Below are 14,627 nucleotides of genomic sequence, written 5' to 3'. Positions count from 1 at the left end.
CCTGCCTCCTTCAAGTTCGCCGATTAACTAGGGTAGCGCTAGCTTGGTCAACAGGCATCAGCACAACTTCATTAATATTGACATGGGGCGATCGCGTCACGCAGAAAAATATCACATCAGCCACATCATCTGCTGTCAGGGGTGTAACTCCTTGGTAGACCTTTTTGGCGCGTTCAGCATCTCCGTGAAAGCGCACCTCGCTAAATTCCGTTTCTACCATCCCAGGATCAACGGAAGTTACACGTACCTGCGTTCCTAAGAGGTCTTGTTTTAAACCTTCAGAAATTGCTCTGACAGCCGCTTTGGTAGCACAATAGACATTACCACCAGGATAGGTTTGATGTCCGGCAATGGAACCTAAATTTACTACATGACCGCGATCGCGACTCACCATTCCCGGAATGACATAACGTGAAAGGTAAAGTAAACCCTTAACGTTAGTATCAATCATGTCTTCCCAGTCTTGAAATTTACCTTCGTGCAACTTGTCTAAACCACGACTTAAACCAGCATTGTTGATGAGAATATCGATATCAGACCAGGCAGACGGTAGAGTAGAAATAGCAGATTCTACAGCACTGCGATCGCGCACATCTAGCTGTAATAAATGAATTTCAGGATTAAATTCTTTACTGAGACTATCTCCTAGCTGCTGCAAACGTTCTAGCCGTCGTGCCGCTAAAATCAGTTTTGCACCCGCACCAGCGAAGATTCTCGCACAAGCAGTACCAATACCACTACTTGCACCAGCGATCAAAATAATTTGATTTTGTAGGGAAGTCATTAGGATAGTTAGGAGTGAGGAGTTAATAGTTATAAATTAAGTGGAACAGGGTAAATAATTAAAGGTTTGTAGTGAGAACTTTAGTTCTCAAATCAGGACTAAAGTCCTTACTACGAATTTATTTTCGCTAAACTTACATTACTTTACATAGTTTGTTTTTTTCAAGTCGTTCTACTTATGAATTATGAACGTGGATTAAATAAAGCGTAAAAGTAGGGTGTGTTAGCAAGGAGAGTACGGCACCATTCTCCGTTCCATCAGAATTGCAGGTTATTAATGTTTGCATTCCTTAGTACAAGTTTTATAGTTCATAATTTACCATCAGTCGCTCCTAACTCCTAACTCCTGTAGAGACGCGATTAATCGCGTCTCTACTCCTAACTACTACTTCACCACTTGTAGGCGCTGAGTTACCATCGTCATCCCATTACCCCGCAGGATGACAGCAGAAACCCATTGGCTACCAGGGGTAGATGGTGCTTGTGCCGTTTTAAATAGTCCGCCAGATGTCAGTAATTCCAAATCGACAGGTGTGGGGTTGAGAAACTTATCTGGTTGGATAGATTCTTCTAGCGCCGTTCCTAGTAGAAAATCATCACCAAGTGGCTCTTGAACGATCGCATCAAAGTTATACTTCTGACCAACTCGTACTTGCTCTGGTAATTTAATATCAATTTGGGGTGGCTTACTGCCAGAGGTAAGTAGGGTGCGTTCTGTCAAAACATCTTGGCGGACGATTTTGCCGCCTTCAATGCGCTGACGCGATTTAATGGTGGCATTGAGAGCCAATTTATTACCGTTACTGGAGGGTAAGCCAGTTATCTTCGTTTCTGTTTCAGCAATAATCCCATTCCCTTCAGATTTTGAAGATAGCAGTTTGGTACTGTATTGCAATTTGGGATATCGTTGCCAAAGTGAAGTCAAAGACTTTTCCAGAGTTTGGAAGTTTAATCCATCCCCATGAGTGAAAGAAGGGCTGTAAAATTGCAACACCCCTTTGACATCTCCCCGACTGGCAGCTGCATCAACTTGTGTCAACAGATTTTTTAGATCGGCTGGTGCATTTTGAACTGTACCAGCTTGGGCTAATTGCTGTGGTATCGTCGCTTGAGTGCGTTGCCAACCACTTGTTAAACCAAGGGCGATCGGGAAAGAAATCAACCAAATACTGGCTGAAAATCTGAGTTGACGTTTCACTAAGGCTGTAATAATTTTAGTCATTGAGAAGAGTTTACTGATTTGATGAGAGAAAGTCAGGAAATTGTTTTATCTTAGTTAAGCTAGACGCTAAACGGTAGAGGTTTGATGGCAAACGCACCGATACGATTATTAATAGCTGCCAGTGGAACTGGTGGACATTTGTTTCCAGCGATCGCACTGGCACAAAAACTTCCAGATTATCAAATTGAATGGCTGGGAGTACCCAATCGGCTAGAAACTCAACTTGTCCCTAAAGAGTATCCCTTGAATACTATTGCAGTTGAAGGGTTTCAGCAAGGGTTTGGACTCGCCTCGATTCGCATCTTCGGCAAACTCGCCCTTTCGATTCTAGAAGTCAGACGAATTCTCAAGCAGGGAAATTTTCAAGGGGTATTTACCACAGGGGGTTACATTGCGGGGCCAGCCGTGATTGCGGCGCGTTCCCTCGGTTTACCCGTGGTTTTCCACGAATCTAACGCCTTACCCGGTAAAGTAACTCGCTTTTTCGGCCCTTGGTGTAGTGCCGTAGCCTTGGGATTTGAAGTTGCTGCTAAGTATTTGCCCCGTGCCAAAAATGTCTGTGTTGGTACTCCCGTAAGAGCGCAATTTCTGGATGGGGCAATTAATGCACCCCTAGATTTAGCCATTCCTGATGGTGTTCCTTTAATTGTCGTCTTTGGTGGCAGCCAGGGTGCAGTTGCGATTAATAAATTGGTGCGCGAATCTGCAAAAGCTTGGTTTGATGCTGGTGCTTATGTAGTCCATTTAACTGGCGATCGCGACGAGGAAGCAGATACTCTCAAACACCCACAGTACATAGCCTTACCTTTTTACAACAATATGGCGGCGTTGTTACAACGAGCAACTCTTGCCATTAGTCGTTCTGGTGCAGGTAGCTTGACAGAATTGGCAGTGTGTGGAACACCAGCAATTTTGATTCCTTATCCCTTTGCCGCAGAAGACCATCAATCTTACAATGCAGACGTATTTACTTCATCTGGTGCGGCGTTAACGTTGAAGCAATCAGAGTTGACGGCCCAAGAATTGCAAAGTAATGTGTTGAATTTGTTGCAGTCACCGCAAGAGTTAGCAAAGATGAGGAAAAACGCAAAGGCGATCGCAGTTCCCGATAGTGCCGAAAAATTAGCGCAATTAGTGCGTGAGGTGGTAGAAACTTAAAAAATTCAAAATTCAAAATTGAAGATAGTAAGAGACAATAGGAATTTATTCTCTAGGTTATGAATATCTTATTTAACCAAAAATTCCGCCTCACAGTAGGTTTTGCTGCTTTATTACTTGTCAGTTTAGCCAGCAACTATCTATATACTCAGCCAAAAACTAAACAGCTAGCCCAACAAAATCAGTCCTTGACTCAGCCTGACAAGTTTGCCCCACTTCAATCACAGATTTCCCTAACTTCAAAGTTTCAAAATTCTTTTGGATCTCAAAAAATCTCTTCTGATGAAATTATTGGGAAGCCAAATGCTATTTTATCTCGGCAAGATTTGATATCAGCTTCTGCACCTTATTCAGTTGTCGATGAGTTCAAAAAATATAAATTTAGCATTAATGGCAGCCAGGTTGTTACCCCAAGCAAACTACCAAGTAGTAAGGTTAACTTCGAGCAAGAAGATTTATTAACTGTTCTCGTTAATACTAGAAAATATTTTCAAGACTACTCCTCAGAAGATCCAGATATTCTCCGTACAGGAATGCTTGCAACTCAAGGTGTGACTGTGCCAGATGTTCTCAATACTTTGAATTTCATGATTGCTGTCTTAAAGGAGGATATTGCTAATAATCGAGCTACTCGTTTACAAGATCCTAACTTTATAAATACCAATTTTCGAGTTATTAAATGGTCTGCCTACAACCCCAAGAATAAACAGCAAAAACAATTACGAATTACTAAATATGCTGTTTTCACTCATCCTGGTTCTCGCAACAAAACCTCTACTTTTAATACACCAATTTATAGCTTAAAAGAAAACGCCAATAACGATAAATTCTACACTAAATATACAAAGCAAGATGTTTTGTCAGGTATTTATGAACCAGGTGGTAGAGAATTTGGAAAAGTTACCAGTCTTGCTTATCTAACCAGAAATGGCTTAGAAGAAGCAATTATGGAAGGAACAATCCTGATTAATTTTACCGATGGTTATAAGGCATTTTTTAATGTAGACAGAAATAATGGAATGGCTTATATTCGCGGATTGAAGGCAACAGCACAAAAGCGTTATTGGTATTTTAGAGAAGTTGATGCTATTAAAGGCTATGGATATAAAATAGATGCAAAAATTTCTATCAAACCCGGAGTCACTTTTGCTGGAGATGTTTTGAATATCGGTTTAGGTAAAGTGGTTGTAATTGAGCATACTAAAGGTGGTCGCAAATATCTGCGAATGGGAGTCATTGCTGATACAGGAGGAGCCTTTTTACCCAATCTTTATCAACTTGATTTTTTGGCAGGTATATTTAAGAATAAACAAGAATTTGGACAAAATATCGCGCAATTGCCAGAGTATGCTACAGCATATTTTTTAATCAAGAAGTAATGTCGTATTTTGAGAGAAAATTGAAGAAGAATTTAGGTGTCAGAATGCAATCAGTCACTTAATTATGACTCTTGATTGTTCCCATACTCCTAGAGGTAGAGTATGGGAACGAGAGAATTAACCTTACTAGGCGCAGAGAACGCAGAGAGGGAAATCAGAGATTTTCACGACTCATTTAGGATTGCTATATACAGAACAATACTTGGTCTACACCGTAGCCTTACCAAAGAGAGGGATTAAGGGCTTTCCAAGAAATAAATTATCCATTTTGTGGGATGGGCAAGATGCCCATCCCACAAGAAAATTTGGGATATTTTTTTATTTGGAAGTCCCTAAAGTCAGGAATTTGTGTTCAATGGGATATGATATTAGGCAAGTTTACCTTGTGGAAAACTTGTGGAAAAACTTATGTAGTTTTCCACAAGGTAATTATACTTAATTAAGTTTTATCAGCAAAATATCAAGTTTTTTCCAGATTTATCCACAGAAAGGAAGATTTTTTCCCCACTTTAAGTTAAATTTAATCAATTTTTAGACGTTACTTAATATTTCCGACTAATTATTTAGCCGTCAACCCTAGCGATCGCAGTGCAGGTTGTGGAAAACTGAAAATACATCTTCAGGATGGTTTTTGAGAACGGCTAGTGAGATTGATGCGATCGCTCAGTTGGCGGAGAGTTTGTGCTAAAGTGCGATCGCTCTGGTGGAGTTGAGTAATTTTATCGCAACTATAGATTACTGTTGTATGGTCTTTACCACCAAACTCTTCCCCAATTCTCGGTAAACTCAGAGACGTATGTTGGCGCATGAGATACATTCCTAATTGACGCGCCCAGCTAATCTCTCTTCGTCGGGAGTTACTTTTGAGGTCATCTATTGAAACATCAAAATTATCCGCCACAACCTTTAAAATCGCTTCTGGGGTGGCTGCCATTTTTTCGTTAGGCGGTTCTAAAACTGGTGTGATATTTTCCACCGTCATCGGTAAGCCCCAAATAGAAATATAAGCCACCGCCCGAATTAAAGCTCCTTCTAATTCTCGAATATTAGAAGTATAGTTAGAAGCAATATACTCAATTACATCGCGGGGAAGACGAATATTTTCATCTTCGGCTTTCTTTTGCAAAATTGCCATCCTCGTTTCTAAATCTGGCTTTTGGATATCTGCAATTAACCCCATAGAAAACCGAGAACAAAGACGTTCTTGCAAACTAGGAATCTGGTTAGGAGGGCGATCGGAAGCAATCACAACTTGCTTACCAGCTTCATGTAAAGTATTAAAAGTATAGAAAAACTCTTCTTGGGTGTATTCCTTTCCTTCTAGAAACTGAATATCATCAACTAACAAAAGATCGGCGGCTCGATAATGTTCTCGAAAACTTTGCATACTATCCTTACGAATGGCTGTAATTAAATCATTAGTAAACTGCTCCGTAGAAACATAAAATATTTTACAATCAGGCGAAATTTCCCAGCGATAATGTCCAATAGCCTGCATGAGATGAGTTTTACCTAAACCCACGCCACCGCATAAAAATAAAGGATTAAACTCTTTACCAGGAGATTCGGCAACTGCCAAAGAAGCAGCATGAGCCATCCGATTGTTGGCACCAACTACAAAGCGTGAAAAGACATATTTAGAGTTTAATTCAGTAGTTTTCTGATTGCGATGAGAAACAGCTTTAGGAATACTGCTAGAATTTTGTGATTCCCAAGAAATCTCTCGTTCACTAAAATGAGAAACCTCATCACCTTGAGCCACAGTAATGTAAATTCCTACGGGATGACCGAGAATATCTTGGACTACATGAGCAATGGTATTGATGTAATACTTCTGTAACCAATTACGGGCAAATGGGTTAGGAGTGCGGATTACCAAACAATTATTTTCTAATCGCTCTGCACTAGCGGTTTTGATCCAAGTTTCAAAGGTGGGTCGAGATAGTTCAAGCTGTAGGCGCTCTAGTACCTGACTCCACAGACTTTCTATGGAAATTTCCATTATCCACCACCTTTGCTGCTAATCGTCACAATAGAAGATAAAGCATCAATTTAGCATTGACACACGCTAGACCTAGAATAAGCTTTTAAGTTGTAATCATTTTGGGACATACCCAGTAGGCAAGATCCTAACATTCACTGACTGACACGGAGAAGCAACGACACATGAAGACAACAAACCATGATTTAGCACCCAAAAAGGTCGATCCCAAGGGTTTACCCCAGAGGTTCTGGATGCTCTTATATGGGGTAGCAGTGGTGTTCTTGGGAAGCTGCTCTCTTGTACCAGCTAAGACCTTTGAGACTCGACAAAGCGACACTCAAGCCCCAAAAACAATAGAACCCAATCAACCCAATCTGGGAATTGTCCCCCCGCCGATTTTATCGTCATCTGAAGACCCTAATTTTGTGGTAAAAGTAGTGCAACAAGTAGGGCCTGCGGTAGTTCGCATTGATTCTTCCCGAACAATCACTTCTCGCGTACCAGACGAATTTAACGATCCATTTTTCCGGCGATTTTTTGGAGACGCAACGCCACAGCCTAGACAACGAGTAGAGCGGGGTAGCGGTTCTGGATTTATCATTAATTCTTCTGGTCAAATTGTGACCAATTCCCATGTGGTAGATGGTGCTGATAGAGTGACTGTCACCCTCAAAGATGGCCGGACTTTTGATGGGAAAGTACTGGGTGAAGATCCGGTAACTGATGTGGCTGCGATTAAAATTGATGCCAACAATCTGCCAACCCTATCTGTAGGTAACTCCGATGCTTTGCAACCAGGAGAAGCGGTAATAGCTATTGGCAACCCGTTAGGCTTGAATAATACCGTTACTTCTGGAATTATTAGTGCTACAGGGCGTTCTAGTAGCGATATCGGTGCTAGTGATAAGCGGGTTGATTACATCCAAACAGATGCTGCGATTAACCCTGGTAATTCTGGCGGGCCATTGCTTAATGTTCGCGGACAAGTAATAGCGATGAACACAGCTATTATCCGAGGCGCTCAAGGTTTGGGATTTGCTATCCCCATTAACACCGTGCAAAAAATCGCCCAGCAATTAATTGCTACAGGCAAAGTCGATCATCCTTATTTGGGTGTTCAGATGGTGACGCTGACACCAGAAAAGAAAGAAAGAATAAAAAATATAGCAGGCGATCGCTTAAATATTACAGCAGATGACGGCGTTTTGCTCGTTGATATTGTGCCGCGATCGCCTGCTTCTGTGGCTGGACTACGAGTCGGTGATGTGATTAAAAGCATTAATAACCAGCCTGTTACTAAAATTGAAGAAGTGCAAAAGCTAGTCGAAAATAGCAAAATCGGTACTAAGTTACCAATACAGGTGGAACGCAATGGACAAATTGTCCAACTAGGTATCCAACCTGCTGCTTTACCAGCGAGACGTGAAGGATAAAGTTGGTCATTTGTCATTTGTTATTGGTCATTGGTCATTTTAAAAGCAACTGACATACTTACTCTACTCCTCATTTTCCATTCCCAATTCCCCACTTATTAAAGGAGTTCCCCAATGAATGAATTAGCGCCAATTATTCAATTAGGCAATCCAATATTGCGCCAAAATGCTGCTTGGGTTGAGAATATTCAAGATGAGCATATCCAAAAATTAATTGAAGACTTAATCGCCACTGTTGCCAAGGCTAACGGCGTGGGAATCGCTGCGCCTCAAGTAGCACAATCCTATCGTTTATTTATTGTGGCTTCCCGTCCAAATGCCAGGTATCCCAACGCGCCGGAAATGGAACCTACTGCTATGATTAATCCCAAAATTATTGCTCATTCTAGCGAACTTGTCAAAGATTGGGAAGGTTGTTTAAGTGTTCCAGGAATTAGGGGGTTAGTTCCTCGATATAAATCTATTGAAGTGGAATACACTGACTATCAAGGCAATTTACAAAGGCAAGAATTAACCGATTTTATCGCTCGGATTTTTCAACACGAGTCCGATCATCTTGAGGGGATCGTATTTGTAGATCGGATAGAAAACACTCTCGATATGATTACTGAGCAAGAATATCAACAACGAATAGTTAACAAATAAATGGGAGTGGGCAAGAGACGCGATTAATCGCGTCTCTAAGGAGTGGGGAGTAGTGTTATTAATTACGAATTACGAATTACGAATTATTTAATTGAATTTTTTGATAATTACCTAATATATCCCTAGAGTATAGTGTGTATCCATACAAGGATAACACGCAACAAGAAAAAAGGAGTTCTTAATAAAAGTCCTTCTTTTCGCACTCTTTGCTTTGTGTCTTTGCACCTTTGGGTAAGATAAAAAACTCTACTTCTTCACTGCCGGATACTGTTTCAACACCTCCTGTAAATATTGCCCAGTATAAGACCTGGGATTTTTTGCAACTTCTTCTGGTGTTCCCACAGCAATCAATTCTCCACCTTTGTCGCCACCTTCTGGCCCCAAATCTATCACCCAATCAGAACAACGTATTACATCTAAGTTGTGTTCAATTACTAATATTGAATTTCCTTTATCCACCAATCTTTGCAACACATCTAACAATTTGTGGACATCGTAAAAAGATAACCCTGTTGTCGGTTCATCGATTAAATAAAGTGTTTTCCCTGTGGCGCGTCGAGATAGTTCTGTTGCTAATTTTACCCGTTGCGCTTCACCACCTGATAAGGTAGTCGCAGGTTGTCCTAGTTGGACATAACCCAAGCCGACATCAAATAAAGTTTGCAAACGCGCGATCGCTTTGGGTATATTCTGGAAAAAGTCTAGGCTCTCCTCAACTGTCATTCTCAGGACATCAGAGATCGACTTATCTTTGTACTTCACCTGCAAAGTTTCGCGGTTATACCTTGCACCCTTACAAATTTCGCATTGCACGTACACATCCGGGAGAAAGTTCATTTCAATCACATTCACACCCTGTCCGCTACAAGCTTCGCAGCGTCCACCTTTGACGTTGAAGGAAAATTGTCCGGGTTTGTAACCCCTAGCTTTGGCTTCTACTGTTTGGGAAAATACATCCCGAATGGCATCGAAAATTCCTGTGTAAGTTGCAGGGTTGGAACGTGGTGTGCGTCCAATGGGAGATTGATCGATAACGATCGCTTTATCAATCGCATTCAATCCCTGAATTTTATCCAGGTGTCTGGGTAAGGGAACTTTCTTAGTTAAATGGTGTTGCAGAGATGGGTACAGTAATTCGTTAATCAGGGTAGATTTGCCAGAACCAGACACACCAGTAATGGAGACGAGTTTACCTAATGGAATGTCTACATCTATATTTTGTAAATTGTTGCGATGGGCATTTTTAATTCCCAAACTGCGCCCATTCCCTTCTCGGCGTTCTGCTGGTGTGGTAATTACTCGCCTTCCTGATAAATATGCACCCGTTAAGGAATCTTCTGCTGCTAATAACGCCTGAAAATCACCTTGGGCGACAATATTTCCGCCGTGAATTCCTGCACCAGGGCCAATATCAACTATATAGTTAGCTGCGCGAATTGTTTCTTCATCGTGTTCAACGACAATTAATGTATTACCCAAATCTCGCAATTTCGTTAAAGTTTTCAGCAACCTGCCATTATCTCGTTGATGCAAACCAATACTCGGTTCATCTAAAACATAGAGAACTCCTGTTAATCCAGAACCAATTTGCGTTGCTAGACGAATTCGTTGGGCTTCGCCACCGGAAAGGGTCATGGCGGGACGATCGAGGGTGAGGTAATCTAAACCGACATCTAACAAAAATTGCAATCTAGCTTTGATTTCTCTCAGGACTAAATCAGCAATTTGTAACTGGCGATCGCTCAACTTGAATTGCTCAATTCTCTCCCGACAATCCGAAATTGATACACTAGTTAATTCTAAAATTCCATATTGTCCCAACTTAACCGCCAAGGCTTCCGGTTTTAACCGTTTTCCCTTACAAACTTCACACGGCTGATCGATTAAATACTGCTCTAATTTTTGCTTAACTAATTCTGAACCACCCTCATATTGCCGTTGCAAAATTGGAATAGCACCTTTAAAACTCTGCTTTCTCTGTGCTTCTGCGGCACGTTCATCTTTCTCGCCATACAAAATAGTTTGTTGCTGTTCTTCTGTCAGCTTGCCCCAATTCGTTTGTAACTCAAACCCATAAATCTGTCCGACACTATAGAGTAATTCCAAATAATAAGAATTATCTTTTTCTGACCAAGGCGCGATCGCAGCATAAACTGGCGCTTCCCAGTCGGGTACGATCAAGTCTGGCGCAAATCTTCTTAAAGTCCCGATGCCATGACAGTGCGGACAAGCACCATAAGGCGAGTTAAAGGAGAACAATCGCGGTGATAATTCCTCCATTACCGCGCCATGTTCTGGACAGGCAAAGTTTTCCGAAAATACTAATTCTTCTTCTTTTTCTTGTCCGTCGTCACCAAGCAAAGTCACCAGAATGGCTGCAATCCCACCCGATTGCTTCAGACACGTAGACAGGGAATCAACCAAACGCTCTTGAATATCAGCCTTTTTCACCAAGCGGTCAATTACCACTTCGATGGTGTGGGTAAAATTTTTATCCAATTCAATTGAATCTGACAGTTCGCGGATCTCGCCATTGATTCGCACGCGGACAAAACCAAGGGAAGCCAGACTTGACAAAAGCTTACGATGTGTGCCTTTTTTACCCCGGACAACGGGTGCAAGAATTTGGAAGCGGGTGCGGTCTGGTAATTCCATAATGCGATCGCACATCTCATCGATTGTCTGGGGGGCAATACAGCGATCGCATATCGGACAATGGGGTTCGCCAGCCCGACCAAACAACAGCCGCAAATAGTCGTAAATCTCTGTCACCGTACCGACAGTAGAACGCGGGTTATGAGACGTTGATTTTTGGTCAATAGAAATTGCTGGACTTAAGCCTTCAATGGCTTCCACATCCGGCTTATCCAGTTGTCCGAGAAATTGCCGGGCGTAGGCGCTGAGGGATTCGACATAGCGACGTTGCCCTTCAGCGAAAATGGTGTCAAAGGCTAGGGAAGACTTACCAGAACCCGAAACGCCAGTGAATACGATTAGGCGATCGCGTGGCAATTCCAAGTCAATATTTTTCAGATTATGCTGCCTAGCACCCCGAATCCGAATGGTATTCTGGCTGTTGTGGCTGGGGTACGGAAGATGTCCATTCAAGGATGCTGCTAGCTGTTTGTCTGACATATTGGGCGGCGAAGAAGGAGTTTCTTATGAAACAGTCCTTAATAATACTATCTTTAATTAGTTTATAGTAGAACAATCGTACTGTTTTAATTAGTTCTTCCTCTAGATTCATGCCGCAGACATCCTTAAGACTCTGCTAATTTGGAAGCATCCCGATTAAATATCCTTCTGAGGGCGAAGCTATGGTGTTGCAAATCCAACCGCCGACCCAGCCAGAGGTCATCTACCCAGATAGTGACGGACAACCAATCGCTAATAATACTATACAGTTTGGCTGGATTGTAGAAATTAAGCAGAATCTAGATTGGCTATTTGCTGACGATCCAAATGTATTTGTCGCCGGTGATTTATTTTGGTATCCCGTAGAGGGACGTAACAAAATTGTTAACGCCCCAGATGTGCTGGTGGTATTGGGTAGACCAAAAGGCGTAGGCGTAGCCCGTCGTAGACATCGCCTCTGCTATCAACAATGGAAGGAAGAGGGAGTTGCACCACAAGTAGTGTTTGAAATTCTTTCTCCCAGCAACACCCAAACTGAAATGGACAAGAAATTACTTTTCTACGATCGCTATGGCGTAGAAGAGTACTACATTTACGATCCTGAGCGAAATAATTTGCATGGATGGTTGCGTAGCGAAGATGGGTTAGATGTCATCCCCCAAATGGAAGATTGGGTTAGTCCTCGGTTAAAAATTAGGTTTGCTCCATCACCAGAGGGTTTACAGTTATATCGCCCTGATGGAAAACGGTTTTTAACTTACACAGAAATTTCTCGCAACGCCGAGCAAGAACGCCAACGGGCGGAACTTGCAGAACAAGCTAGAAGAGATGCCATACCCCGATTATTGCAAATGAATTTGACCATTGAACAGATTGCCCAAGCTTTGGGATTGTCAGTGGAAGAAGTGCGATCGCTTGCTCAGGAGTAACGCCGTGTGCAATTTTTTAATCGGGTCATTAGAAATTGAATTTGTACTTAAGATATTCTGATTATGCTAGCCAATGCAGCCACTCATAATGTCACCTGGGAAAAGTTACCTGATGATTTTGTTTTAGACAACGAGCCAGTGGATAACATTAATCAGCCACTCTTGGCTGCTGCTTTAACAGAAAGCTTGGAACTTGCTGGCAGATTGCCCACTGATGCTTTAACCATCACTAACTACGGTATCTGCGCCACCTTAAATAATCGATTTGTGGTCAAAGCACCAGATTGGGGTTATGTACCATCTATTCGAGTCTCACGAGAAGAAGTGAAGCGCAGTTATACGCCACGACTCCAAGGTGATATTCCCGTAATTGTGATGGAATTTCTCTCAGATACCGAAGGTGGAGAGTATTCTAGTAAACCGACTTATCCCCCAGGTAAATGGTTTTATTATGAGCAGATTTTACAAGTGCCAAACTATGCCATTTTTGAACCAGATGGCGGAGTCTTAGAAGTTTATCGGCGAGATGATTTAGGACATTATGAACTGCAAACACCGGATGCAAATAATTGTCACTGGATTGCCGAAATGAACTTGTTTTTAGGCGTATGGCAAGGAAGCCGAGAAAACCGCACAGGTTATTGGTTTCGTTGGTGGGATGACAACGACGAATTATTACTGTGGGGTTTGGAGTTAGCAGCAAAAGAACGCCAGTGTGCAGAGAGATTAGCCGCTCAGTTAAAAGCGCTGGGAGTAGAACCAGAGGTTTAACTCGGAACTTCGACCTTTTTGCTCGGTCATTGGTGTTCGGAACTCGAAACTTCGACCTTTTTGCTCAGTCATTGGTGTTCGGAACTCGGAACTTCGACCTTTTTGCTCGGTCATTGGTGTTCGGAACTCGGAACTTCGACCTTTTTGCTCGGCTATTGGTGTTCGGAACTTGAAACGCCGAGTTCAGAACTTGAATTTTGTCCCTTTGTTATCAAGCGATGTCTACGACGGGCGTAGCTGCGGCATCCAATACGGTTCGGTTAAGTGCATAGGTCTTAAAGATCCCCCTTAGTCCCCCTTAAAAAGGGGGAAATAGAGCCATTTTTTAGCCCCCCTTTTTAAGGGGGGTTGGGGGGATCGAGTCTTATCCGAACCGTATTGCGATCGCATCCATCACCTACAGCCCTGCCCCCCTGCTTCCCCTCTCCCTACTCCCCCGAACACACCTTAACCGCATCAGGATGGCTAGCCAAATAACCCTTAAGCCAACTGCAACCCTGTGCTAATAAATCATCAAGATTCAGATTCCACAATTTGATTGTCTTGTCAGCACTGGCGGAAGCTAAAGTTTTGCCATCCGGGCTGAAGACGACGCTGTTGACGAAACTGCTATGCCCACTCAGGGTGGAAATTTCTTTGCCCGTCTCCCGATTCCACAATTTGATCGTGTTGTCATCACTGGCGGAAGCTAAAGTTTTGCCATCCGGGCTGAAGACGACGCTGTTGACCCAATCGCTATGCCCACTCAGGGTGGAAATTTCTTTGCCCGTCTCCCGATTCCACAATTTGATCGTGTTGTCACCACTGGCGGAAGCTAAAGTTTTGCCATCCGGGCTGAAGACGACGCTGATGACCGCAGCGCTATGCCCACTCAGGGTGGAAATTTCTTTGCCCGTCTCCCGATTCCACAATTTGATCGTCTTGTCAGCACTGGCGGAAGCTAAAGTTTTGCCATCCGGGCTGAAGACGACGCTGTTGACGAAACTGCTATGCCCACTCAGGGTGGAAATTTCTTTGCCCGTCTCCCGATTCCACAATTTGATCGTGTTGTCATCACTGGCGGAAGCTAAAGTTTTGCCATCCGGGCTGAAGACGACGCTGTTGACCCAATCGCTATGCCCACTCAGGGTGGAAATTTCTTTGCCCGTCTCCCGATTCCACAATTTGATCGTGTTGTCACCACTGGCG

11 protein-coding genes are annotated in these 14,627 nt (G+C 42.7%); 6 read left to right on the top strand and 5 right to left on the bottom strand.

Annotated elements, in window-relative coordinates; translation table 11 throughout:
* Positions 1-10: 10 nt before the first annotated feature.
* Both CDG77_RS30180 and CDG77_RS30175 read right to left on the bottom strand, forming a co-directional pair.
* Positions 11-784 (bottom strand): SDR family oxidoreductase, encoded by a 774-nt coding sequence (locus CDG77_RS30180; RefSeq protein ID WP_094332926.1) that lies wholly within the window; start codon positions 782-784, stop codon positions 11-13.
* Positions 785-1,168: 384 nt separating this feature from the next.
* Entirely contained in the window at positions 1,169-2,005 is an 837-nt protein-coding gene (locus CDG77_RS30175) for a hypothetical protein (protein WP_094332925.1), read from the bottom strand.
* An 84-nt stretch (positions 2,006-2,089) separates the two neighbouring features.
* Here CDG77_RS30175 and murG point away from each other — a divergent pair, with 84 nt between their 5' ends.
* Positions 2,090-3,163, top strand: coding sequence for an undecaprenyldiphospho-muramoylpentapeptide beta-N-acetylglucosaminyltransferase (gene murG / locus CDG77_RS30170; RefSeq protein ID WP_094332924.1), 1,074 nt, complete (start codon positions 2,090-2,092; stop codon positions 3,161-3,163).
* A gap of 59 nt (positions 3,164-3,222) precedes the next feature.
* Positions 3,223-4,542 carry a hypothetical protein gene (locus CDG77_RS30165; RefSeq protein WP_094332923.1) on the top strand — a complete coding sequence of 440 codons (1,320 nt, stop codon included), beginning with the start codon at positions 3,223-3,225 and terminating at the stop codon, positions 4,540-4,542.
* A gap of 619 nt (positions 4,543-5,161) precedes the next feature.
* Here the strand turns inward: CDG77_RS30165 and dnaA are convergent.
* A complete protein-coding gene (gene dnaA / locus CDG77_RS30160; RefSeq protein ID WP_094332922.1) occupies positions 5,162-6,544 on the bottom strand; it encodes a chromosomal replication initiator protein DnaA in 1,383 nt (460 codons plus the stop codon).
* 164 nt (positions 6,545-6,708) lie between these two features.
* Between dnaA and CDG77_RS30155 the strand changes: the two genes are divergently transcribed.
* Positions 6,709-7,959 carry an HhoA/HhoB/HtrA family serine endopeptidase gene (locus CDG77_RS30155; RefSeq protein WP_094332921.1) on the top strand — a complete coding sequence of 417 codons (1,251 nt, stop codon included), beginning with the start codon at positions 6,709-6,711 and terminating at the stop codon, positions 7,957-7,959.
* Between the two features lie 114 nt (positions 7,960-8,073).
* The gene (gene def / locus CDG77_RS30150) at positions 8,074-8,604 is read left to right on the top strand and encodes a peptide deformylase (protein ID WP_094332920.1); all 531 of its coding nucleotides are present in this window, start codon (positions 8,074-8,076) and stop codon (positions 8,602-8,604) included.
* A gap of 246 nt (positions 8,605-8,850) precedes the next feature.
* Here the strand turns inward: def and uvrA are convergent, their stop codons facing one another.
* Positions 8,851-11,739 (bottom strand): excinuclease ABC subunit UvrA, encoded by a 2,889-nt coding sequence (gene uvrA / locus CDG77_RS30145; protein WP_094332919.1) that lies wholly within the window; start codon positions 11,737-11,739, stop codon positions 8,851-8,853.
* A gap of 182 nt (positions 11,740-11,921) precedes the next feature.
* Here uvrA and CDG77_RS30140 point away from each other — a divergent pair, with 182 nt between their 5' ends.
* Positions 11,922-12,668 (top strand): Uma2 family endonuclease, encoded by a 747-nt coding sequence (locus CDG77_RS30140; RefSeq protein WP_094332918.1) that lies wholly within the window; start codon positions 11,922-11,924, stop codon positions 12,666-12,668.
* A gap of 63 nt (positions 12,669-12,731) precedes the next feature.
* The gene (locus CDG77_RS30135) at positions 12,732-13,439 is read left to right on the top strand and encodes a Uma2 family endonuclease (protein WP_094332917.1); all 708 of its coding nucleotides are present in this window, start codon (positions 12,732-12,734) and stop codon (positions 13,437-13,439) included.
* A gap of 428 nt (positions 13,440-13,867) precedes the next feature.
* On the opposite strand, the gene CDG77_RS30130 is transcribed toward CDG77_RS30135, so the two are convergent.
* Positions 13,868-14,627 (bottom strand): WD40 repeat domain-containing protein (locus CDG77_RS30130; RefSeq protein ID WP_143857122.1); only part of this gene is annotated, 760 nt, incomplete at its 5' end.

It is taken from the genome of Nostoc sp. 'Peltigera membranacea cyanobiont' 213 (assembly GCF_002245975.1).
GTDB lineage: Bacteria > Cyanobacteriota > Cyanobacteriia > Cyanobacteriales > Nostocaceae > Nostoc.
This window is presented reverse-complemented; position numbering and strand designations above follow the sequence as displayed.

Excerpts from the sequence above, each read along its gene's own strand:
- def (WP_094332920.1), top strand. The coding sequence starts at position 8,074 with ATGAATGAATTAGCGCCAATTATTCAATTAGGCAATCCAATATTGCGC.
- murG (WP_094332924.1), top strand. The coding sequence starts at position 2,090 with ATGGCAAACGCACCGATACGATTATTAATAGCTGCCAGTGGAACTGGT.
- CDG77_RS30135 (WP_094332917.1), top strand. The coding sequence starts at position 12,732 with ATGCTAGCCAATGCAGCCACTCATAATGTCACCTGGGAAAAGTTACCT.
- uvrA (WP_094332919.1), bottom strand. The coding sequence starts at position 11,739 with ATGTCAGACAAACAGCTAGCAGCATCCTTGAATGGACATCTTCCGTAC.
- CDG77_RS30165 (WP_094332923.1), top strand. The coding sequence starts at position 3,223 with ATGAATATCTTATTTAACCAAAAATTCCGCCTCACAGTAGGTTTTGCT.
- CDG77_RS30155 (WP_094332921.1), top strand. The coding sequence starts at position 6,709 with ATGAAGACAACAAACCATGATTTAGCACCCAAAAAGGTCGATCCCAAG.
- CDG77_RS30175 (WP_094332925.1), bottom strand. The coding sequence starts at position 2,005 with ATGACTAAAATTATTACAGCCTTAGTGAAACGTCAACTCAGATTTTCA.
- CDG77_RS30140 (WP_094332918.1), top strand. The coding sequence starts at position 11,922 with ATGGTGTTGCAAATCCAACCGCCGACCCAGCCAGAGGTCATCTACCCA.
- dnaA (WP_094332922.1), bottom strand. The coding sequence starts at position 6,544 with ATGGAAATTTCCATAGAAAGTCTGTGGAGTCAGGTACTAGAGCGCCTA.
- CDG77_RS30180 (WP_094332926.1), bottom strand. The coding sequence starts at position 784 with ATGACTTCCCTACAAAATCAAATTATTTTGATCGCTGGTGCAAGTAGT.